Origin of the sequence: uncultured Romboutsia sp. (genome assembly GCF_958366745.1) — a bacterium.
GTDB lineage: Bacteria > Bacillota > Clostridia > Peptostreptococcales > Peptostreptococcaceae > Romboutsia > Romboutsia timonensis.
In genome coordinates this window covers 1-24,271 of the sequence record NZ_CATXCO010000016.1, presented here as the reverse complement: position 1 = coordinate 24,271, position 24,271 = coordinate 1, and the positions used below count along the sequence as shown (strand labels likewise).

Genomic DNA, 24,271 nt, shown 5'->3' with positions numbered 1-24,271 from the left:
GCATGTGTTAGGCACGCCGCCAGCGTTCATCCTGAGCCAGGATCAAACTCTCAAAATAAATTCTTCGAATTTATATCGCCAACGATATATCTTCGCTACCGCTTCAGATACATCCGTTGCTCAAATAAATTTGATTACCTGCTCAGACTATCATTATCTGAATATCTGGCTTGGTTTGTTAGTTTCAATTCTATAAATTAACCTACTGTTTAATTTTCAAAGTTCATTTTTAACTTCCTTAAGTTTATCAAAGTTATTTTTCTTTGTCAACTTATTTTTAAAAGTTTTTTCTTTTGTTTTGCCCTTTTCTTAAGGACAAGTATAACTATACCATCTTAAATTTAACTAATCAACACTTTTTTAAAAAAAAATTTCAGATTAATATTTTACTTGTCCTTGCTATAGTTTTTTTATTCTAAAATTACATTAGTTTTCCTCTATTATGATAATCACTATGTACGTTATTATCATAGTTTAATTCAGCTGTAACCCTTACAGTGTGTCTATTTTTATTATATTTTATTTTTATATCATTAAAATTCGCATCATCTGAATTACTTCTTAAATAATTTCTAACTAAATCTTCTCCAGACTTAGTGTCAACATCATCATAAGTTCCAAAATAAGCACCTTCTGCTACCTCTAAAGTTAAGTTGTATTTTCCGTCTTGTACTTTATTTCTCATTTCTTTCATATTATCCATAACTTTACCTCCTAAATAAATACTTATACTTAAGTTTTCCATATTAGGATTTTTTATTATTGTAATATTTATCCTTTTTCTTTAATTACATCATTACTTTCACATAAAAAAATCACTAGAAAAATAATTTTATTTAACTAGTGATTTTGATTATATTAATTTTTATATTCCATCTTCAGTAAATATAACTTTCTTTGGCTGTGGCTTTATACTATTTACACCAGATTCTTTTATAGATTCACTATCTATATCACATCCTAAAGACAACATCATAGTAGCTTCCACAAGCATCGGTAAATTAGTTCCACAAAAAACTTCTACGTTTGGATATTCTAAAGTTAATTCACTGCTCACTTTAAATGGTGTTCCTCCAACTAAATCTGTGAATACATATATTTTTTTATCTGTTGATTTTATAAAAGAATTTATTTCCTCTTTTAAAGACTCTGGAGACTTATCTTCTGTAAAATCAACAGGTTTTACAAAGTCAAAATTACCAACTATTAAATCTAAACTAGTTTTAAGACCTGAAGCAAATCTCCCATGACCTGTTATTATTATCATTCCTTCTCCTCCTAAAATCTATGCAAATATACCTAGGAATGCTCCTACTATACCTATTACAACTAATATTAGTATATTAACCATTGGAGATACATTCTTTTTAACTAATCCATACATACCAAATGTTACTGCAAGCGGTAATAAACATGGCATTATAGAGTCTAATATACTTTGTAAATCTATAGTTCCTTGCATACTTAAATATTCTGGAGTAACTATATTTACATTTACATATGAAGCTATTAATGCTCCTACAACTATCATACCAAGTACTGTAGCTGCTCTAGTAAATTCTTTAGCATTTTTAGTAAGCTTAGCTATTCCATCAACACCAACTTTATATGACCAGTGCATCAAACCAAATCTAAGACCTAAATGTACTATATTAAACAGTACAAAGAATATAATTGGTCCTAATATACTTCCTTGAAGAGAAAGATTAGCCCCTATACCTGCTGATATAGGTAATAATGTAAACCAGAATATTGCATCTCCTATTCCACCTAAAGGACCCATAGCCGCAACTCTTAAAGAACGTATAGTTTGAATATCAGCTTTCTTTTGCTCTAATGATAATATTATACCCATAACAAATGTTATTAAGAATGGATGACAGTTAAAGAATTCTAGGTTATGTTTCATTGATGTTGATAAATCTTGTTTATTTTTGTGTATTTTTTTAAGCCCTGGAAGTATAGAGTATAACCATCCTCCAGCTTGCATTCTTTCATAGTTAAATGATGCTTGTAAAAACATAGATCTCCAAGCCATTTTATTTAAAGTTTTATTGTCGAGAGTTTCACCTTCAGTTTTATCAATATATTCTAAATTACCTCTTTTCATTACTTCTGTATTAGATGCCATCTGTCATACCTCCTCCTGTATTATTCTTAGTTTTCATACTTACATGGAAGTCATAAACTGCTGCAGCTATTCCTACCATAGCTATAGCTAAAAGTGGCAATTTACCATATGCTACTAATACAAATCCTAGTACCATAAATATTGCATATTCTTTGCTTAACATAACTTTAAGTAACATTGCAAATCCTAGAGCAGGCATCATCTTTCCAGCTGCTGTTAATCCTGCCCAAACTTGTGCAGTTAATACTTTAGTTAAAGTTTCTCCTATCGCTTGACCAGATAGCAATCCAGCTAAAACTATTAATGCGAATAAAACTGCTAATATTCCCATTGCCATATAGTTAACTTTATCTATACCGGCTGGGTTAGCTTCTTCAGCTGCTTTATCACATAATCCCATTAATGGAGACATTACTGTAAATAAAAGAGTAACTGCATATTGACCAAGTAATGCAAATGGTATTGCAAGAGGTAGCGCTGCTGCAACATCTAAGCCAGATTGAACTGCAAATACAGTTGCCATTATACCACCTATAACTGCATTTGGTGGCTGTGCTCCACCAACTGGCATTGCGCCTATCATCATTAATTCATAAGAACCACCAACTATAAGTCCTGTTTGTAAATCACCCATAATAGCCCCTACTATTGGTCCAATTACTATTGGTCTGTATAAAGATTCTAAAAAGTTAAATTGGTCAACTGCCGCTATCATCGTTACAATAAGTATAAGACCAATTTGGATAAAACTTAATTCCATAAAATTTACCCCCTTTTATTTAAATAATTCATCTAAACTTTCAGCAGACTCACTTGGAACTCTCCTGATTTCTAGATCTACTCCTAATTCCTGAAGGCGTCTAAATGCTTTAACGTCATTCTCATCTACGCATACAGCTTTAGATACTTGCCTTTTTCCTTCTGCCATATGCATATTTCCTATATTAACTTTTTTTATAGGCACTCCACCCTCAACTAATCTAACTACATCTTGAGGTGTTTCACATATTATTGCTATATACTGAGAATCACTTGCTTTATGTATTATATTTATAGTTTTTTCTATACTAAAGTATCTTGTTTGAGCAAAACTTGGTGCTGCCATGTCCATAAGCCCCTGTCTAAACTCATTTGTGCATACTTCATCATTTGCAACTAATAATAAATTTGCTCCTACACTTGAAGACCACATTGTTGCTACTTGACCATGTATTAATCTGTTATCAATTCTTGTTAGTACTATATTTGGCATAATCATCAACTCCCTGTAAATCTTATTCAATACTAAGAAAACACTTTCCTGTTATATACTTATTATCTTCATATATAATTAATGTTTTCTTATTCCCCTTTATATAACTAATTTTAGTACCTTCTTATTTCATTGTATTTGTAATTTTGTTTTTTTATTTTGTTCTTTTGTCTCTAAAAATTTAACTTATTTAAATTAAATAAAATAACTTACTATTCTATTGATTAATACTTTATATAAATATGATTAATAAATAAATTTTAAGCATACTTATCTTTATAAAACAAAACCACACTAATCTATAAGATTAGTGTGGTTTAATCATTTAGCATACTTCTTCTTCAAATTGACTGTTATATAGTTCACTATAGAATCCTTTTGATTTTAATAATTCTTCATGAGTTCCTTGTTCAACTATATCTCCATCTTTCATTACTAATATTACATCTGCATTTTTTATAGTAGATAATCTATGTGCTATTATAAAACTTGTTCTACCTTCCATAAGATTTTCCATAGCTTGTTGTATCAATACTTCTGTACGAGTATCTACAGAACTTGTTGCTTCATCTAATATTAGTATTTTAGGATCTGAAAGTATCGCTCTAGCTATTGTTAATAATTGTTTCTGACCTTGTGATATATTATCTGCTTCTTCATTGATTTCCATATTATATCCATCAGCCAATGTCTTTATAAAGTGATGTGCATGAGCTAACTTGGCAGCTTCAATTACTTCTTCATCACTTGCATCAAGACGACCATAACGTATATTTTCCATTATGTTTCCATTAAATAGCCAAGTATCCTGTAAAACCATACCAAATATTTTTCTTAAATCATTTCTTGTAAAATCTCTATAGTCATGACCATCTATAAGTATTTTACCTCCATTTAATTCATAGAATCTCATAAGTAGTTTTACAATAGTAGTTTTACCAGCACCAGTTGGTCCAACTATAGCTACTTTTTGACCTGGTTTTATATTAATAGAAAAATCATTTATTATTATTTTATCTTCATTGTATCCAAATCTAACATGATCAAATTCAACAGCACCTTCTATACCTTCAGTTGATATTGGATTTTTAACATCTTCTACAACTTCTTCTTCTTCTAAGAACTCAAATACTCTTTCTGCTGCAGCTGCTGTTTGTTGCATTACGTTAGCTATTTGAGCAGTTTGAGCTATAGGTTGCATAAATGATCTTACATATTGAATGAATGCAAGTATATCTCCAACTTGTATTTTATTTCTTATAGCTAAGAAACCACCCATTATAGCTACTATTACATATCCTAAGTTACCTATAAATGTCATTATCGGCATCATCATTCCTGATAAGAATTGTGATTTCCAAGCTGAGTTATATAACGTATCACTTAATTTGTCAAATTCTTCAATAGCTTTTTCTTCACCATTAAAGGCTTTCATTATATTATGACCACTATACATTTCTTCTATATGTCCATTAGTATGACCTAAATATTCTTGTTGTGCTCTAAAGTGCTTTTGAGATTTTTTTACAACCAACATAATCATCACTAAAGATAAAGGTATTACAATTAAACTAACTAACGTCATTGTAACACTTATCGATAACATCATTATTAAAACTCCAATAAGAGTAGTTGCTGATGTTATCATTTGTGATAATATTTGATTTAAGTTTTGACTTATTGCATCTATGTCATTTGTTACTCTCGATAAAACTTCTCCATTAGTCTTTTTATCATAATAGTTAAGAGGTAATTTGTTAATTTTTTCAGATATAGATTTTCTTAAATTATAAGATACCTTTTGAGATATATCTGATGTTATAAAAGTTTGAACAAAAGAGAATATCGAACTTATAATATATAAACTTGCAAGTATAGTTAAAGTTCTAAATATAGCATCAAAATCTATACCTCCACCACTATTACTTACCTTACTAACTAGACCTTCAAATATTTTAGTTGTTGCATTTCCTAATATTTTAGGACCAACTATATTAAATACAGAACTTCCTATAGCAAAAACTATAACCAATAATATAGCTAATTTATATGAGCTTAAATAGCTTATTAGTTTTTTCATCGTACCTTTAAAGTCTTTAGCCTTTTCTTGACCCATTTTCATATGACCTCCGCCCATGCCACCAGGTCTTTTCATTCCTTTTTTATTACTCATTATCTAGCTCCTCCTTTGAAAGTTGAGATAGTGCTATTTGCTTATAAACTTCACAGTTTTTCATAAGCTCATCGTGAGTTCCTATTCCTACAACTTTACCTTCATCAAGTACAACTATTTGGTCAGCATGAAGTATTGTACTTATTCTTTGAGCCACTATTAAAACTGTTGCATCTTTAGTTTTTGATTTTAATTCTTTTCTAAGTTTTGCATCAGTTTTTAAATCTAGTGCTGAGAAACTATCATCAAATATAAATATCTTAGGTTTTTTAGCTAAAGCACGAGCTATTGAAAGTCTTTGTTTTTGTCCACCAGATACATTTGTACCACCTTGAGATATTTCAGTCTCAAATTTGTCTGGTTTTGACTCTATAAATTCCATAGCTTGAGCAATACTTGCCGCTTCCCTTATATCTTCCTTTGTAGAATCTTCTGCACCATATCTTATATTACTATCTATAGTTCCAGAGAATAAAACTGCCTTTTGTGGAACATATCCAATTTCATCTCTAAGTTTATGTTGATTAATATTTCTTATATCAACTCCATTTACTAAAATTTCACCTTCTGTAACATCAAAGAAGCGAGGTATTAAGTTTATTAAAGTTGATTTACCACTTCCTGTACTTCCTATAAAAGCAGTTGTTTGGCCAGGTTTTGCAACAAAGTTTATGTTACTTATAACATTATCCTCTGCATCAGGGTATTTAAATGAAACATTTTTAAATTCTACTTCTCCATACTTATCTTCATCAAATTCTCTAGTTTCTTTTGAATCTTTTATAGCTACATCAGTTGATAATATTTCACCTATACGACTAGCTGAAACTGATGCTCTTGGTAATATAACTGATAACATAGATAACATTAAGAATGACATTATTATTTGCATTGAATATTGAATAAATGCCATCATATCTCCAACCTGCATTACTCCTGCATCAATATTATGAGAACCTACCCAAACTATTAGTATTGTTATCATATTCATAATTAACATCATCGTAGGCATCATTACTGACATTATACGGTTTACAAATGTATTTGTTTTTCTTAAATCTATGTTAATTTCATCAAATCTTTTTTCCTCTACTTTTTGATTGCTAAAAGCTCTTATAACTAACATACCTACTAGTGATTCACGTGTTACTAAGTTTAGTTTATCTACTAGTTTTTGTACTTTCTTAAATCTAGGTATTGCTAAACTAAATAAAACTATAATTACTAAAAGTATAGCAACAACCGCTACACCTATTATCCACGCCATTGATGTATCAGTATTTAAAACTTTTAGTACACCACCTATACCAAGTATTGGTGCATATAATATCATCCTTACAAACATAACTGTAAAGTTTTGTATTTGTTGAATATCATTTGTACTACGAGTTATAAGTGATGCAGTTGAAAATTTATCAAATTCAACATTTGAAAAACTTACAACTTTTCTAAATACATCTTTACGAAGACTTCGCCCTATTCCTGCACCTACTCTTGAACCAATAAATCCAACAACTATAGTTGCTAATAAACTTATAAGTGCTATTCCTAGCATAGCTGCACCTGATTTAAATATATAATTATTTTGTAACTTTTCTATATTTATACCTATAGCTTCATATTCATTTTTTATAGCATATATAGATGATTGAGTTAGCATATTTTCATCTAAATCACTTGTTTTATTATCTATCTCTTTTGTCATCTCATCTATTTGAGCTTGAGGTAGTTTTTCAATTACAGAAAAAACATCTACTCCTTTTGGAAGATTGGGTATTTTTCCTTGTTGGCTTGCAGCTTCAATACCTGATACCTTCACCAAAGCCTTACTCATTATTTTATTTAAATTTTCTATTTCTTTTTTATCATTTGTATTTAACTTATATAATGGTTCACTTTTTAATATTGGATATTTTTTAACCTCTTTATCATATTCTTCCTTAGTTAAATTATCCTTGTTTATTAACTTATAATTTTTATTTACTTCATCTTTTTGATTGTTATCCATAAAAATCATTAGTTTATTTAATTCTTTTTCTCTAATAACAGTAGGAACAGCGTTTTTTATACCATTTTGTTGTATCCCTACGTTAACTATGTTTGATGTATAGTCTGGTAAAGATAAATCACAAGTCGCTTGTACTATCAAAAGACCAATTACTAATATAATCGATAACGTAAATGGCTTTAAGTATTTTAAAACTTTAGTCATATTTAAACTTCTACCTCCATTTCAATAAAATTTGTTGTATAATTATAATAGTTATATTTTATAATAGTTATACTTTTTAACTATTATACTTTTTAAGTATATACTTTTTTTAATAAAAGTCAATAATATAAATATTGTTATTTAATATTATTACAAATTAACGATATTAAATAACAACTATGTATTATATGGAGGTAACAATAAATGGATGAAGTTAAATTAGAAGCAATTGTTCAAAATTTTATAAGTATTATACCTTTATTTAAAAAGAAACTTTTACATGATAATTGTAAATTTGATAAAGGTAATTTAAATCATTCTCACTTTCAAATATTAGCGGTTTTAAAAAAGGAAGGGCAACAACCTATATCAGAAGTGGCAAAAAAACTTTTTATATCCACACCTAATATGACTAAGTTATTAAATAAACTTATCGATGAAGGTATGATTGAAAGGATTCCTGGAGAAAAAGACCGCAGAATTATAAATATAAATTTAACGGAAAAAGGAAGTACATATTTAAAAAGTAGTTTCTTAGAAATTCAATCATCATTAAAAGATAAAATTTCTTCTTTACCAGATGAAAAGCTTGATAAATTAAATGATTCTCTTATTACTTTAAAAGAAGTATTAAATGAAATAAGCTCAGATTTTTAAATCTGAGCTTTTTCATTTAATTTAACTAATTGACTTAGTTTATCTAATTCTTTAAGTATTACTAATATAGTACTTATTATAATCTTTGTATTTATATTTTTACTTTTATTTATACCCTTTTGTATAATTGTTACCTTATTTGTTATAGCGTCATCTTTATATTCAATTAGTAACTTTACATTATTAATAATTTTATCTATATCATTGGAATTTATACTCTCTCTATAAATCCACATATATAATTCATAAATATTACTAGCTAAGTATCTTCTTTCATTTACTATATTGTTATAATTTTGATTTTTATCTATCTGCTTATTCATTCTAGCTTTAGATTCTATAATAGATGTTGTAACAAATAGATGTTTTATAAATTCAGGATTATTTTTTCCCTCTACTAAACTGCGTAATTCCTTAAACATTTTTTTAATAGAAGCATCATATATTTTTCTTAATTGTTCATTTGATTTTTCTAAGTTGTAAGGAAATAAATATTTATTAGCTATTATAGCTATTATGGTACCTATAGCTACCATTAAAATTCTTTCAATTGTTAACTCTTGAATATTACCAACAATAGCAGCTGCTCCAATTGCTGATACGGTTACAAATATTATTTTATACTTATATTCATTGATATACCCTTGCAAGTAACCAGCAAGCATTACTATAAGTAGTCTAATATTCTCAGTTTTAAATATGCTAAATAATATAATTATAATCACAGATCCAACTAAAGTAGATCCTATTCTATATCTAATTTTATGTTTAGATGTTTCATATAACGGAGTAGTTAAAGATAATATTGTAAACAATATCCATCTTCCTTCAGGAAGTTTAAAATATTCCATTAAAAATAATCCAATAGTCATAGTTATAGCCATACGCATACCATAACAATATTTAGGTGAATCAGTATCTGTTAAAAAAGATTTGATATTTTTCTTTGAGAATATTTCCGATTTATCTCCTATTTTATCAACTACGTTATATTGCTTTATATCGAGTTTAGTTAACTCTTCTAAAGTATCATCTAAGCAAATCATACCTTCTAATAATTGTAAATTAAGCAAATCATTTATTTCATGTTCTTGGCAATAGTTTAAAAGTTTCTTTATATTATAAGAATTTAGTTGTATTGTTTTATTTTCTTTAGAATTAATAGAAATTACTTCTTTCGCAACTTTTACTAATTCTTCTAAAGTATCTAGTATAATTAAATTTATCGACTTATTATTATCACTATATAATATTCTACTTATAACTTCTAAAGCTACAGATATATTTAACTTTATTTTAGCCTCTTTTGTTAAATAGTAATTTGACTCTCCCTTATCATATACTATCGTTCTAAATTCATCTATAGATGAATTTATATTATTTATAGAATCATAATTATTTGATTTACCTTTGATACAACATACTTTATTTTCAATAGATTCACATACATCTACTAATATCTTATTACCGCTAGTAGCCAGTTTATTTTTATTAAAAAGTAATTGTACTAACATTATTATAAGTGCTCCAAATATTAAGGCCAGCAACCTAATATCCAATCTATCGGTTGGTACAGGTGTAGTTAATAAAAATAGATATTGTAATCCAAAAGGAACATATAATGGCTGTCTTAAATTATAAGTAAAGATATAACTAAATATAAATACTACTATAAAGTTAATTATAAGTCCTAACCACATATTACTTGCAACAATCAGTGATGTTCCCATCCCTATCAACAAGTTTATTCCTATAAATTTTAATGTATTCTTTAAAGGCGATCCAGTAAAATCTCGCTCTAAAAACATAAGCGTTGCTGTTATTGTTGTAACGCCAATCAATGTATTTTCTTCTCCGAATATTGATTTAAATGTAATAACAAAAAACATAACAATTACAAATGTAATAGTATTATTTATAATGATCTTTTTGATCACGTTATCTCCTCCTTATTAAATTTATTTTGCACTTTTTCTCTAAAGATATTACTATATAAAAAAAAAAGACCTTTAAGTGTAGTAACAACTACCTTAAAGGTCTTTTATATATTTTACTTATTTATTCTCTGTTTATTTATTATTTTTCTACTTACTTAAAATTAGTTTAAATCAGATAGTATCTCTTGTAGTACTGATTTTGCATCATTTTTTATAAATTGTTCCTCAACTTCATAGTATTCACAATCTATAAATCTCTCTATCTTTTCTACCTCTTCAACTTCTCCATCTATAGCAAATAATACTGCTGTTGATTCTTTTATATCATTTACAGAAAGTTCATTTATTATTTTTCCTTCTGATTGTATTTCAGACTTTATCTCTACACCTATAGAATCTCCTGCTTTTTTTAAAGATTCTATACACTCATTATTATTCGCCACTACAACTATTATCTTATTCATAACTTTTACCTCTATTTCGTATTTGCTGGTATTATTTCTATCCAATAATTATCTGGGTCTGCTATAAAGTATATTCCCATTTCCTTATTTTCATAGCATATACATCCCATTTCTTTATGTAAATTATATGCACCATCAAAGTCTTCAACTCTAAATGCTAGATGGAATTCATTATCTCCTAAGTTATAAGGTCTATCCCAATCTCTTAACCAAGTTAACTCTAACTTGTGTGTACTCTCTCCATCTCCTAAGAATACTAATATAAAACTGCCATCCTCTGCTACTGTTCTTTTAGTTTCAACTAGTCCAAGTGCATTTTTGTAAAATTCTAAACTTTTTTCAAGGTTTAATACATTAAAATTATTGTGACAAAATTTAAATTTCATAATTCATCTCCTTAATATTAATTTAAGTATAAACTACCATTAATTAGATATAAAATCAAGTAATCCAATTTTATCCAATATGTTCTTTTTTATATGTAAATATTCATTAATAAATTCTCTCATTGTATATCCTAATTTATTAACAATCATTTCTATATTTTCTAATACTTTCAAACACTTGATAACTATATAATTTTATTTTTATGAATAAGTATTTTATATAGTTTCATCAAATAGTATTTTTCCTAATTCATTGTTTATAAGCTTTAATTTATCTAAATTACTTATATCATTTAAATCTATTATTGATTTTATATTATTAACTATTATGCTATTTTCTAAATCTTCTTCTTTCCTTATTTCTATTAACCCCTCTATAATACTTTCTCTATTCAATACTATCATTTTATATCATACTCCCAATAAATTTTATTAAGATTATGTCCATGGTAATTTATTTTAAACATATACTTTTAGATAGCTATAATTTTGTTTAAAGTATAAAAAATTCGTTTCGCTCAAAAACATCATGTTTTTCTTATACATAAAAAAGCCGTCTAATTAATAGACCGGCTTTTTATTATATTAAGCTATCTTAGCTGAATTTTTATCTTTTAATCTTTCCATACTTTCTTTATTCGCTTTAGTCATACCTGTAGCTGCAGTTATAAGTAATGTAAATGCTAATGCTACACATACTAGTACTCCTATCCAAGTTGCATTATATCCAAAATTCCCAACAAATACTCCAAATAATGCTGATCCAATACAGAATCCTAGTGCAAAGTTTAAGTTAATTAAACCTAATATCGATCCATATTCTTTATTACCAAAGAATGTACCTACCATATAAGCTGGCGTCATCATGTAAACAAACATTGCTAGTCCTTTTAAAATTGAGTGTGCATGTGCAAATAATGGTGAAGTTCCAGCCATTAATAATGCAACTCCCGATGCCATAACTGCTATTGCTCCTATTGCTAAAGTTTTTATAGCACCTAATTTATCAAATAATATACCGCCAACTAAATTTCCAAATAATGATGCTAAAGCAAATAATGAACCTGTTGTAGCTATTACAGATGCTGATAATCCTAATTCACCTTGGAAGTACGCTGCATATTGTACTGAATAAGCAGATACATATATACCTACGAAGAATAATCCCATTCCCATCATCCAGAAGTACTTATTTTTTTGAGCTTCTTTTAATGTATATGATATATCTACCGAATTTGTTTTTTCTTCTTTTTGTTGAGCTTTACCTCTAACTATTTCACTTTCATTCTTAGGCATTCTTATCATAAATAATGTTATTGGAATTATAGCTATTAGTGCTACTAAACCAAATGTAAAGTATGAGTGAGCATAACCTCTTGAGCTTATAGTTCTCACAACTAATTGTTGTAAGAATATGTTACCTATAGATCCACCTGCATATGCTATTCCCATTGCTTTACCTTTACTTGTCTCATCAAACCAAGCGTTTATTAACATTGGTACACCTATACCTGCCACTATACTTGCTCCAACTTGAACTACCCCTGCTATTGCATAGAATTGCCATAACTTCTCAGCTATAGAGAATGTCATAAATCCACAAGATAGTAATATCCCGCCTATTAAGTATAATATCTTTGTATTTACTTTACGATATATACCACCTATAAACGGACCTATTAATGCTGGAACTATTGTGCCAATTGTGAATATTAATGAAAATTGAGATAGTGTAAATCCTTTCGCTTCCATTACTGGATACATATATAATGCTTGTGTATTTGCTACTATACAATAAGGTATAGCTTGTACAAGCATACACGCTATAACCATTAACCATCCAGTGGCTATTTTTTTATTTTTTCCTATTGTTGAATTATTCATCAAATTTTCTCCTCCTATTGATGTCATTTACTATTTTATATTATGAGTAAAGCTGATTTCCTATTTTTCCTATTCCTTACTTAATTTTATTTATATTTTATTTAATTTATTTATTTTTTATTTAATTTTTTCTTATGAAAACTATTTTCTAATTTGTTAAATTAATAATAACATACTTTATCCATTCATTTCTAAGAAAAACAGAGCATTTTAAAGAAATCATGAATTCCTTTTTTCCTTTTAAGTAATTTAAATTTGTATATTTTATAATTATTCTTAATATTCCAACTTAAAATACTAATTAACTCATTATAATATTTATAATAAAATGATATAATATATATCTAATTAGCTACCAAAAGGAAAATATGTATTTCTTAGGAGGACATCAAAGTTGAAAAATATAACATTCGGAAACTTAATAGAAAAATTACTATATATTTCAAATCAAAAGAAAAGTAGTTTAGCAAAATTTATAGGATATGATGTATCTTATATTAATAAATGGATACTATCTACATATTTACCTAGCTCAAAACGAATAAATGAAATATGTAAAAATATCTCAGATTTCATACTTGACTCTTTAGATGAATCAAGTTTAATTAATTTAATTGATTACTTTGAAATACCAGCTGATAGCAGTAAAGAGTTCATTGGTGAATTTATTGAAACTATGTTAAAAGAAGTTTATATTGACACAGTTAATATAACTAATAAATCTGTTCAAAATTTACCAAAAAGTACACATTCTGAAGAATATTATAATAGCTTCTCTATGGTAAAACCTAACATTATTTACAATACTTTTTTTAATGAGTTAAATAATATGGCAGATAAAGAAGACTCTTTAGAAATATTAGTTTCTTTAAGCTTAATGTATCTAAACCATAAGGATAAAATAACTTTGTCTGACTTAAAGGAGATTTTACATAGAATAAGTAAAAAAACAAATGTAAAAATTAGCTTTTTAATAGGCTTTGGTGGAGATGATAACGAAGATGATGTTATAAATACATTACTTGGTATTAATTTAATCGCTAGTTATCCATGTTTAAACTTTAAAATTTATAATTGTAAGGTTAAATCAAATACTGTAGCCTTTGCTATAAAGGATAAATTCTTATCTACAAATATATTCTTTGAAGAAGGTGAATGTTTATTTAGTACAAACTCAAAGGATAGACGCTTAGTTGAAGAATTTTATTCTAATATAAAATATACACTAAAGAATAAAGGAAATCTTTTATTCTATAGAAAAGAGGCTTCTTCAATGATTGAAGACCAAACTTATATACAATATATAATGAATAATGATTTAAGATGTTTACTAGGTTCTATTAACGAATTCTTTATGCCACCAGATTTATTTATGGAAATTGCAGAAAGATTATTTGGTCATAACCAAAAAATAATTAATGAACTAAAGAAGATTAACTTATTCCTTCACAATGTAACCTATAAATCAAAACTAAAAGTTCTTATTCATGAATCAGAGCTTAGAAAATATATGTCATCTGGAAAACTACACTTTTTCAACACTCCAGTAACTCTTACATTTAAGGAAAGAGAAAGACATATAGAATATATGGAAAAAATCCTTAATGAATCAAATGATGTGGAAATAAGACTTGTTGATGGTGATTTGGTTGACGATTTTAAAAATAAAGAAAATCCTTCACTATATCTATCAAGAAACTTAAAATTTACAAAGGTTTATCCTGAATCTGGTAAAAATTATTACTTTATAATTAGTGATAATGAGTTTAAGGGTATGTGTACTGACTTATTTGACAAGCTTTGGAATGCTAGAACAGACATTATTATAAGTAACAAAGATGAAATATTAGATAGAATTGCTAAATCCATTAGCTATACTAGACTTATAAGTGAGAGTTTCGGCGAAAATATAGAATAAATTTAATATTTAAATTTTATAATGAAGTATTATTTAAATAGCCCATTTATCTATGCGTAAAATAAAAAAGCTGGATTTCGCAATGCGATAACCAGCTTTCTTATTTTTTCTACTTTTTATTAAGCTTAGAATAAATTCCATTCTTTTCTACAAGTTCTTGATGAGTTCCTCTCTCTTCTATACCATTTTCAGTTAAAACTATTATTTCATCTGCATTCTTTATTGTAGATAACCTATGAGCAACAACTAAATTAGTTCTATTTTTACCTAATTCCTCTAATGATTTTTGTATTTCATTTTCTGTCACATTATCTAATGCTGATGTAGCCTCATCTAGTATCATAATTGGAGGATTTTTTAAAAATATCCTAGCTATAGAAACCCTTTGTTTTTGACCTCCAGATAACTTAACTCCTCTTTCTCCTATATATGTATTATATTTATCAGGAAGAGTCATTATAAAATCATGTATTCTAGCTTTTTTACAAGCATCAATTATCTCTTCATCACTTGCATCAGTTTTACCTATAGTTATATTTTCTTTTATAGTTCCTGTAAATAAGAAAACATCTTGAGCTACAACACCTATATTTTCTCTAAGTGATTTTAAACTTACATCTTTAATACTTATTCCATCAATTTTTATATCTCCACTATCAAAATCAAAAAATCTTGGTATCATATTACATAATGTAGTTTTTCCTCCACCAGATGGACCTACTAGTGCTACAGTTTTTCCTGCTTCTATAGATAGACTAAGATTTTTAAATACTTCATTGTCATCTTCATAAGTAAATGATACATTCTCTATTTCTATGTTTCCTTTTATATTTTCTAGCTCTATTGGATTTTCTGGTTCTTTCTCAGTTTCTTCATTTATTATTTCCATAAATCTTTCAAATCCAGTCATTCCATTTTGATATTGCTCGGTAAAGTTTATTAATTTTCTAAGTGGTTGTATAAACATCTTTACATATAGTAGATATGCAGTAAAATCACCTATAGTTATATATCCCATATATGTAAAGTATCCTGCTACAATTAAAACTATTAATTCTAATATATCTATAAGTAAGAACATTCCAGAGAAGTATTGTGCCATTACCTTATAGGCTCCTTCTCTAGCTTTTTTAAATATCTGATTAGATTCATTAAACTTTTCTAATTCCTCTTTTTCAGTACAAAATGATTTTGTAACTTTCATACCAGCTATACTATTTTCTAATGTAGCATTTACATCTCCTGTTTTCACTCTAGTTTCCTTAAATGCTTTATTCATTCTTTTCCTTTGACTTATTGCATAGATAACTATTATAGGTAATATTGTAAATACAATTAGTGTAAGCTCTACATTTATACCTATTAAAATAAAGAATGAACCTAAAAACATTACTATAGATATAAATAAATCTTCAGGTCCATGGTGCGCAAGTTCTGATACTTCCATAAGGTCATTTATTATTCTAGACATTATTACACCAGTTTTATTGTTGTTAAAATATGAATTAGGTAACTTTTGAAGATGTGTAAATACATAACTCCTCATATCACCTTGCATCCTTACACCAACAACATGACCCCAATATTGCATAAAGTAATTTAGTCCTGCCTTTATTATAAATATAACTAATAATGTTATAGCAAAAACAATTAACATCCTAAGGTCTTTATTAGGAACAACATCATTCATTATACTCCTAGTTATCAGAGGATATACTAAATCACATAAAGCCACTGTAAATGCTGCTAACATATCTAGCATAAATAACTTTTTATACGGCTTATAGTACTTTATAAATTCTTTAATCATAACTTTTCTCCTTTCATTTGCTATTTATATATATGTTTTAATTAAATACTTAATTAAGTAAAGTTATTAATTTATATTATTTAAAAGTGCCATAGATAATAAAAGTATTTTATAATGTAGAATTATTATTAGAACGTATATATTATAGAGTTTATCTACGATATATAATACTACATTACATTTTAAATACATAATTCATTCTTATATTACTTAAAAAAATATATTTTACTCTATAAATATATATCTTTTTAAGTGCTACTTTAAACAAATTTTGACTTAGTAAATAAAATTTCTATAAACAACTCTAATTAACTATACTATTTCTTTATAGAAAAAGCTGTAGATATTATCTACAGCTAAAAATATTATATTATTCAATTTCATACATACTAGATCGTGCTGAAGCTTTTATACAACTTCCAATTAAAGCACCTACTATAGCTGGTATTATCCAGTTAAATCCAAATGTTGCAAGAGGAAGCTTTGTAGTAAAAGGTGCAACTTGCCAAAGACTATTAGCTACACTCAATAAACTTACAACAAACGTTGCTAATGCTGCACCCTTAAATGCATTATCATTTTTAATATTTTCAGATACCAATGTCATTATTACTAGTACCATAAGTACAGGATAAACTATTTCTAATATTGGACCTGAAAATTTTATTATAGTTCCAACTCCAAAATTAGATACTATTGCACTAAATACACATACTACTATTACAGTTATTTCATATTTTAATTTTCCATTAGTTATACTTGAAAAATACTTTCCTGTTGCTGAAGTTAATCCTATAGCTGTAGTTAAACAAGCTAGTGAAACTATAGCACAAAGAACTATTTTACCTGGATATCCAAATAATCCATTTGTTATAACTACCATTAAAGATGCCTTTGGTGTATTTACTCCATATGGATTTCCTGGAAGATTAGATAGTGTTGCTCCTAAATATGTAAGACCTCCATAAACTAACGTTAAAGCTATCCCTGCTACTAAGCCAGCTTTCATAGTTAACTTAACTTTATCTCTTGAGTTTATATATCCTTTTTCATGTATAGATGTAATTATAACTGTTGCAAGAGCTGCTGCTCCTAATGCACCCATAGTTAAATACCCTTGTGAAATCCCTTCTTGAAACGGATTATTTTCTATCATAGCTTCAGGGTTTAAATCTCCAATCGGAGTTATTATTCCTTTTATAATTAATATTGCTAAAACTATTAATAATGTTGGTGTTAGCACCTTACCTATTATATCTACAACCTTAGATGGTCTTATTGTTAATGCTAGTGTTAAACCAAAGAATATTATAGAAAAAATTACAGATGCCGTTATATTCATCTCACCTAAAATAGGTGTTATACCCATTTCAAATGTAGTTGCTGCTGTTCTCGGAATTGCAAGTAGCGGACCTATACATAATACTGCTGCTATCCCTATTAATTTCGAAGTATTTTTTCCTACTCTGTTTAATACTTTATCTAAGTCTCCCGAGCATTTTGCAGATGCTGCCATAACTAATAAAGCTAACCCTACATCAGCTAATACAAATCCGATAAGGGATACTATCCAACTTTGCCCAGATACAAGACCTAAGTATGGAGGAAATAATAAATTTCCTGCACCAAAGAACATTGAAAATAGTGCAAATCCTATAACTGCAATATCTTTACTCTTATTTTTCATCTTTTCCCCACCCCTTCTTTTCTTAATTTTCTAAATATTTATAATATTTATAATATATTGTATGCACTTCCATTTCCCCTGTCAACTTATTTGCATACAATATATTATTTTTTATCTAACCTTATAAATTCATATCTTCTAATCCCTCATAAGTTTATTGGTTTTATTGATTAAAATGATATATTACTATAAGTAGTTTTTTTAATTCATCATATATTTCTCTAAAACCATTTATTAACTTTGTCTATCTTTTCTTAACTTGACTATTTTTTTCTTTATACTTATTTCTTTATATTTTTTTACTAATTCCTCGCCTTTATAGTTAAGTATATCTACATATGAACATAAATCTTGAACTTCAACAACACCTATATCCTCATTATTTATACCTGGTAAATTGCTAAAAGCTCCAACTATATCGATAACTCTTATTTTCTTTTTCTTTCCTGCATTTATATATATTTTCGTTACTTCACTATGAATATTTTTCTCTATTATTTTATTTTTTCTATTTTTCAAAACTTCCTTGGATTTCTTTTCAAACTTTATTTTTCCTTTAGCTATATCGTCTATTTTTAACTCTTCAAGAACTTTTATTTCATATCCAAGGTATGCTTCTATTTCGTTAATATATTTATCATCTTTATCAGTAAAAATAGTTATTGCTTTTCCATAGCTATCTTTTCTACCAGTTCTACCAATTCTATGAATATAATTTTCTTTATCTCGTGGAACATCATAATTTATTACTAAAGATATATCATCAATATGTATACCCCTAGCAGCCACATCTGTACTTATAAGTATATTAAACTTATTATTTTTAAAGTCCTTAATCACAAATATTCTTTTATCTTGAGACATATCTCCATGAAGTTCTTCAACTAAAAAACCATCTTTTTTCATATTTTCATACAATTTTTTAACTTTATCTTTTGTATTACAGAATATTATTAAAGATGTTGGATTCTCCATATAAATTATACTCTTTAAATTTTTATATTTGTCATTTTCAGATGATTTTATTTTATTTTCAATTATTTGCTTATTATCAAATACATTATTATATTTTATATCTAATATATTAGATACTTTAAGGTATTTATCACATATGTATTGTATATCATCATCTATAGTTGCAGAAAATAATCCTTTTGCACTCTTTTTAGGTATCTTATTTAATATAAATTCCATATCTTCTATAAACCCTTTATTAAGCATCTTATCTGCTTCATCTATTATAAAATACTTAATATCATCTAAGTTTATTGTATTTCTTCCTATATGGTCGATTATTCTACCTGGTGTAGCAACTACAATATGCACTCTTTGTTTTAGTTCTCTTATTTGTTCCTTTATAGGTTGTTTACCAAATATTGCACTACATCGTATCTTTTTTAACCTTCCTATATTAGAAATTTCATCCTTAACTTGAAGTGCTAACTCTCTAGTAGGTACTACTATAAGAGCTTGTACGTTATTATTTTCTATATCTATATTCTCACATATTGGAATTCCAAAACTTGCAGTTTTACCACTTCCTGTCTTAGATTTTACTATAACATCCTCTTTTTTCAATAACCTAGGTATAACTTCCTCCTGTACCTTAGAAGGTATTGTATAATTTAAATTATACAAAGCTTTTATTATATATTTATCTAAATTGAAGTCTTCAAATTTTTTATTCATCTATTACCATCCTTGTATTTTTATTAAAATTTAATATTTTAGTCTTTATCTATATTACCAAAATATCTATTTTTTATTAAGCTATAATTTATATTACCTAATCAAAAATTCGCTACGCTCATATCGCCAACGATATGACACTCGCTACCGCTTCGGTCACATCCGTTGCTCAAAATATTATTTTTTACGTTTCTGAAGTTATTGATATTATTTATATTTATAAGTTATCCAAAAAAATTTCATATCATAATTTCCTTGTACGTAAAAAAGAGACAATCCCATATTATGAGATAGCCTCTTTTATGTATAGCAAAATCTGATTACTTTGTATTAATAGTTGTACCTGTAGAACCAAATCCACCTTCGCCTCTAACAGTATCATTTACTTCATCAACTTCTACAAAAGTACAGTTATAAACTCTTCTTAAAACTCCTTGAGCTAATTTAGTGTGTTTTGGTATAGTTATTTCGAAGTCTTCTTCATTTTTAAACATTATACCAAGTTCACCTCTATAATCCATATCAACAGTTCCTTCAAATACTGTTATATCCGCATTAGTTCCCGAAGTTGTTGGAACACCCTTTACAGTTATTCCAGACTTATTTTTTATTTGTATACCCCACCCTTGTGGTATTTCAAATATTAATCCTGTTTTAGCTATTCCTTTTTTTCCGCCTGATACAGTTATATCTTCACATGTGAATAAGTCAAACCCACTATCTGTTGGATGAGCAAACATTGGTATTACAGCATCTTTATTTATTTTTTTCACGTTCATTATCATATCAATTTCTCCTTTTATCCCACCTCATACATTACTATATCATGGTTATTTAACGACTTATTTACATCTATAACCCTTTGATTAGAAGAACCTCTCAACATAATAGATAAATTTTTCTTATCCTCTTCAAATTTTCCATCCACTAGTACATCTACATACTTAAATATCTCCATTTGAGTATAATCAAAATCCTCAACTACATATCCAGTCCATAAGTATATCATTTTTTCTGGGTAAACTTTCTTAAATTGTTTACAAAGTTCTATAACACCTTTAACATTTTGAGGGCAAAGAGGCTCTCCTCCTAATATAGCTAAGTTTCTTTTTATGTTGTTTTTATTTATATTATCTAAGATGTACTTTAAATCACTATTTGTAAATTCTTTTCCACCATTAAAATCCCATGTTTCAACATTAAAACATCCTTTACAATGATGTGGACAACCTTGTGTCCATAGTGACATTGTTATACCAACACCATTTGCTATATCATTATCTTTTATCTTAGAAAACCTCATATAATCACTTCCAATCTTATAAATGTAGAACTCTTTGTCCAATTTCTTGCGTACGGCCTTTACCCCACATATTAGATCCTATATATCCACAAGTTCTTCTCATAACTTGCATTTCTTCTTTTTCTCTGTTACCACAATTTGGACAATACCACTCTAAGTCATTGTCTAATAATATTTCACCTTCATATCCACACTTAAAACATACATCTGGCTTAGTGTTTATTTCAGCATACTGTATATTATGGTAAATATAATTTATTATTTGTTCTACTGCAGTTAAGTTTTTACTCATATCTGGTACTTCAACATAACTTATACATCCACCTAAACTTATATCATGGAATTGAGACTCAAATTGTAATTTAGAGAATGCATCTATTTCCTCTGTTACGTGAACATGATATGAATTTGTATAATACATTCTATCTGTTACATTTTTTATTTCTCCAAACTTTTGTTTATCTATTCTACAGAATCTTGAAGTTAAACTTTCTCCCGGAGTACCATATAATCCAAATCCAAGACCTGTTTCTTTTTTCCATTTTTGACATGTATTATTTAAGTGATGCATTACTTTTAGAGCAAACTCTTCTCCTTCTTTAGTTGTATGAGATACTCCAAGCATTGCTTGAGTCATTTCATATACCCCTACATATCCTAATGAAAGAGTTGAATATCCATCTTTTAATAATGAATCTATTTTTTCACCTTTTTTAAGTCTTGCTATTCCTCCATGTTGCCAATGTATTGGAGATACATCTGATGTTGTCCCTAATAATAGGTTATGTCTAACCATTAAGGCTTCTTTACAAAGTTCTAATCTTTCATCTAAAATTTCCCAGAACTTGTCCATATCTTTATTAGCAGTTAAAGCTACTTGAACTAAGTTAAGACTAATAACTCCTTGATTAAATCTACCATACCATTTATGATTACCATTTTCATCCTTCCATGGAGAAAGATGACTTCTACAACCCATTGGTGGGAAAGTACTTCCTTCATAATTTCTTCTCATTATTTTAGCACTTTGGTAATCAGGAACTAATCTTTTTGTATTACACTTAGCTGCTAGCTTTGTAATATAATCATACTTACCACCTTCTAAGCAGTTATGCTCATCTAACAGATATACAAGTTTAGGGAATTCTTCTCCTATTTGTTGACCTTTGTGATTTTTCATTCCTTCTAATCTTTGATTTATCATTTCTTCACATATTAAAGCCATTTCTCTTTCATATTCATGACCTTCTTCAATTTCTAAATATATAGTAGAAAATGGTGATTGACCATTACTTGTATGAAGAGTTGATAATTGATATCTTATAGTCTGTATACCAGACTTTAATTCTTCTAACATTCTATCTTCTGCCAGTTCATGTGCCATTTCTTCAGAGTACTTTTCTTTATATTTATTGAAATACTTATTATAAGAAACTCTTAAAAATGGTGCTATATGTCTAATTGTTATAGTATTTCCACCATATTGACCACTAGCTATTTGAGCTATTATTTGAGTAACTATAGTACAAGCTGTACTAAATGACTTTGGTGACTCAACTAATTTATTATTTATTACCGTTCCATTTTGAAGCATATCTTCTAAGTTTATAAGCATACAATTGTGAATTGATTGCATTGCATAATCCATATCGTGATAATGAAGTACACCCTCATCGTGAGCATGAACTATATGAGCTGGTATTATCTTTCTTCTCGATATATCTTTAGACACTTCACCTGCTATCAAGTCTCTTTGTGTTGAAGCTAATATACCATTCTTATTAGAATTTTCATTTATTACTTCTTCATTAGTTTTATTTAAAAGACCTATTATACTGTCATCCGTAGTATTTACTTCTCTTTTAAATGATTGTACTGCTCTGTATCCTTCATAAGCTTTTGCTGTTAACTCATGCTTATATTCTATTAATTTGTTGTATACCATGTTCTCAACTTGATATACAGTTGGAGAATTTTCTTTTTCAAAACAACTTATTTCTATTTCATCTGCTATTTTTTTAGCTATTTCTTCTTCATATATTCCGCTTCCATATTTCATAGCTTTAAGTATTGCATCCTCTATTTTACATTTATTAAATTTAACAATACTTCCATCTCTTTTTATTATATTTAAGTTCTTGACCATAAAAATACTCCTTTTAACACTTTATTATCCCTAAAATTTTGTAAAATAAAAATAATATTTTTAACAAAATCTTACTTTTATTTCACAAAATCCTATTGACTTTTCTTACTATATATGAATCATTTTTTCAATCCTTAAGCACCATATGTAGTATCACATCAGTTATTGTATACTATATATAGTGGACTATCAAGCATTTTTTAAACGCTAAAATTTTATTTTTTTGTCAATACTTTTGACAATATTTTTTATATTTTAATTTATAAAAATCTATTTCATTTTTATAAATTAATAAGTATAATAGAGTTTTTATTTAAATTTAAATATTATTGTTTTCAAATAAAAATGTAGATATGAATTAATTCATACCTACATTTTTATCTATGCTTCTTCTACTATTTTTTTATTATCTTTTTTTGTTAACTTTGATTTATTATACTCTTTTATTGCAACATCACTATAATAAGTAGATATTGCAAATATAGATATTATTGATCCATATGTTATTGATAAATCTGTAAATGTAAGATGTTCTTTTTCGTATCCATTTCCTTCTGGAGCTTCTATATCTTGTGGTTTTATATGTTGAGCAACATATGTTAATGTATTTGTAACCTTTGTA

The 24,271-nt window shown here is 27.4% G+C and carries 21 protein-coding genes; 2 read left to right on the top strand and 19 right to left on the bottom strand.

Annotated elements, in window-relative coordinates:
- Window positions 1–421: 421 nt before the first annotated feature.
- From Q5F54_RS02635 to Q5F54_RS02605, 7 genes are all read right to left on the bottom strand, one after another.
- A complete protein-coding gene (locus tag Q5F54_RS02635; RefSeq protein WP_071119287.1) occupies window positions 422–703 on the bottom strand; it encodes a hypothetical protein in 282 nt (93 codons plus the stop codon).
- 162 nt (window positions 704–865) lie between these two features.
- The gene (locus tag Q5F54_RS02630; protein WP_083334982.1) at window positions 866–1,267 is read right to left on the bottom strand and encodes a PTS sugar transporter subunit IIA; all 402 of its coding nucleotides are present in this window, start codon (window positions 1,265–1,267) and stop codon (window positions 866–868) included.
- Between the two features lie 18 nt (window positions 1,268–1,285).
- Window positions 1,286–2,131, bottom strand: a complete 846-nt coding sequence (locus tag Q5F54_RS02625) for a PTS system mannose/fructose/sorbose family transporter subunit IID (RefSeq protein ID WP_242873371.1) — start codon at window positions 2,129–2,131, stop codon at window positions 1,286–1,288.
- Complete coding sequence (locus Q5F54_RS02620; protein WP_302333943.1) at window positions 2,121–2,891, bottom strand: PTS sugar transporter subunit IIC; 771 nt, start codon at window positions 2,889–2,891, stop codon at window positions 2,121–2,123. The genes Q5F54_RS02625 and Q5F54_RS02620 overlap by 11 nt, the downstream gene beginning before the upstream one ends.
- Window positions 2,892–2,906: 15 nt before the next feature.
- Window positions 2,907–3,383: a PTS galactosamine transporter subunit IIB gene (agaB, locus tag Q5F54_RS02615; protein ID WP_281538177.1), complete on the bottom strand. Its 477-nt coding sequence runs from the start codon at window positions 3,381–3,383 to the stop codon at window positions 2,907–2,909.
- Between the two features lie 325 nt (window positions 3,384–3,708).
- Complete coding sequence (locus Q5F54_RS02610) at window positions 3,709–5,520, bottom strand: ABC transporter ATP-binding protein (protein WP_334302349.1); 1,812 nt, start codon at window positions 5,518–5,520, stop codon at window positions 3,709–3,711.
- A gap of 28 nt (window positions 5,521–5,548) precedes the next feature.
- Complete coding sequence (locus Q5F54_RS02605; RefSeq protein ID WP_281538179.1) at window positions 5,549–7,768, bottom strand: ABC transporter ATP-binding protein; 2,220 nt, start codon at window positions 7,766–7,768, stop codon at window positions 5,549–5,551.
- Window positions 7,769–7,972: 204 nt separating this feature from the next.
- Here Q5F54_RS02605 and Q5F54_RS02600 point away from each other — a divergent pair, with 204 nt between their 5' ends.
- The gene (locus Q5F54_RS02600; protein ID WP_071119280.1) at window positions 7,973–8,425 is read left to right on the top strand and encodes a MarR family winged helix-turn-helix transcriptional regulator; all 453 of its coding nucleotides are present in this window, start codon (window positions 7,973–7,975) and stop codon (window positions 8,423–8,425) included.
- Here Q5F54_RS02600 and Q5F54_RS02595 read toward each other — a convergent pair.
- The 5 genes from Q5F54_RS02595 to Q5F54_RS02575 form a co-directional block, all read right to left on the bottom strand.
- The gene (locus Q5F54_RS02595; protein ID WP_288525705.1) at window positions 8,422–10,362 is read right to left on the bottom strand and encodes an FUSC family protein; all 1,941 of its coding nucleotides are present in this window, start codon (window positions 10,360–10,362) and stop codon (window positions 8,422–8,424) included. The two genes, Q5F54_RS02600 and Q5F54_RS02595, sit on opposite strands and share 4 nt — an antisense overlap.
- A gap of 161 nt (window positions 10,363–10,523) precedes the next feature.
- Window positions 10,524–10,826: a PTS sugar transporter subunit IIBC gene (locus tag Q5F54_RS02590; protein WP_281538181.1), complete on the bottom strand. Its 303-nt coding sequence runs from the start codon at window positions 10,824–10,826 to the stop codon at window positions 10,524–10,526.
- An 11-nt stretch (window positions 10,827–10,837) separates the two neighbouring features.
- Window positions 10,838–11,212, bottom strand: a complete 375-nt coding sequence (locus tag Q5F54_RS02585; protein ID WP_281538182.1) for a VOC family protein — start codon at window positions 11,210–11,212, stop codon at window positions 10,838–10,840.
- A gap of 216 nt (window positions 11,213–11,428) precedes the next feature.
- Window positions 11,429–11,617: a hypothetical protein gene (locus Q5F54_RS02580; RefSeq protein ID WP_277231504.1), complete on the bottom strand. Its 189-nt coding sequence runs from the start codon at window positions 11,615–11,617 to the stop codon at window positions 11,429–11,431.
- Window positions 11,618–11,797: 180 nt separating this feature from the next.
- Window positions 11,798–13,096, bottom strand: coding sequence for a conjugated bile salt MFS transporter (locus tag Q5F54_RS02575; protein ID WP_281538184.1), 1,299 nt, complete (start codon window positions 13,094–13,096; stop codon window positions 11,798–11,800).
- A gap of 394 nt (window positions 13,097–13,490) precedes the next feature.
- On the opposite strand from Q5F54_RS02575, the gene Q5F54_RS02570 reads away from it, so the two are divergent.
- Entirely contained in the window at window positions 13,491–15,014 is a 1,524-nt protein-coding gene (locus tag Q5F54_RS02570; protein ID WP_281538881.1) for a hypothetical protein, read from the top strand.
- A gap of 109 nt (window positions 15,015–15,123) precedes the next feature.
- Here the strand turns inward: Q5F54_RS02570 and Q5F54_RS02565 are convergent, their stop codons facing one another.
- The 7 genes from Q5F54_RS02565 to Q5F54_RS02535 form a co-directional block, all read right to left on the bottom strand.
- A complete protein-coding gene (locus tag Q5F54_RS02565; RefSeq protein WP_281538882.1) occupies window positions 15,124–16,824 on the bottom strand; it encodes an ABC transporter ATP-binding protein in 1,701 nt (566 codons plus the stop codon).
- 370 nt (window positions 16,825–17,194) lie between these two features.
- A complete protein-coding gene (gene brnQ, locus Q5F54_RS02560; RefSeq protein ID WP_281537518.1) occupies window positions 17,195–18,511 on the bottom strand; it encodes a branched-chain amino acid transport system II carrier protein in 1,317 nt (438 codons plus the stop codon).
- A 234-nt stretch (window positions 18,512–18,745) separates the two neighbouring features.
- Window positions 18,746–20,200 (bottom strand): DEAD/DEAH box helicase, encoded by a 1,455-nt coding sequence (locus Q5F54_RS02555; protein ID WP_281537517.1) that lies wholly within the window; start codon window positions 20,198–20,200, stop codon window positions 18,746–18,748.
- A gap of 320 nt (window positions 20,201–20,520) precedes the next feature.
- A complete protein-coding gene (gene dut, locus Q5F54_RS02550; RefSeq protein WP_281537516.1) occupies window positions 20,521–20,985 on the bottom strand; it encodes a dUTP diphosphatase in 465 nt (154 codons plus the stop codon).
- A 14-nt stretch (window positions 20,986–20,999) separates the two neighbouring features.
- Entirely contained in the window at window positions 21,000–21,503 is a 504-nt protein-coding gene (nrdG, locus tag Q5F54_RS02545; protein WP_281537515.1) for an anaerobic ribonucleoside-triphosphate reductase activating protein, read from the bottom strand.
- A 16-nt stretch (window positions 21,504–21,519) separates the two neighbouring features.
- The gene (gene nrdD / locus Q5F54_RS02540; RefSeq protein ID WP_071119269.1) at window positions 21,520–23,649 is read right to left on the bottom strand and encodes an anaerobic ribonucleoside-triphosphate reductase; all 2,130 of its coding nucleotides are present in this window, start codon (window positions 23,647–23,649) and stop codon (window positions 21,520–21,522) included.
- A gap of 381 nt (window positions 23,650–24,030) precedes the next feature.
- On the bottom strand, window positions 24,031–24,271 hold a 241-nt coding region (locus Q5F54_RS02535; RefSeq protein WP_302333942.1), incomplete at its 5' end, for a hypothetical protein.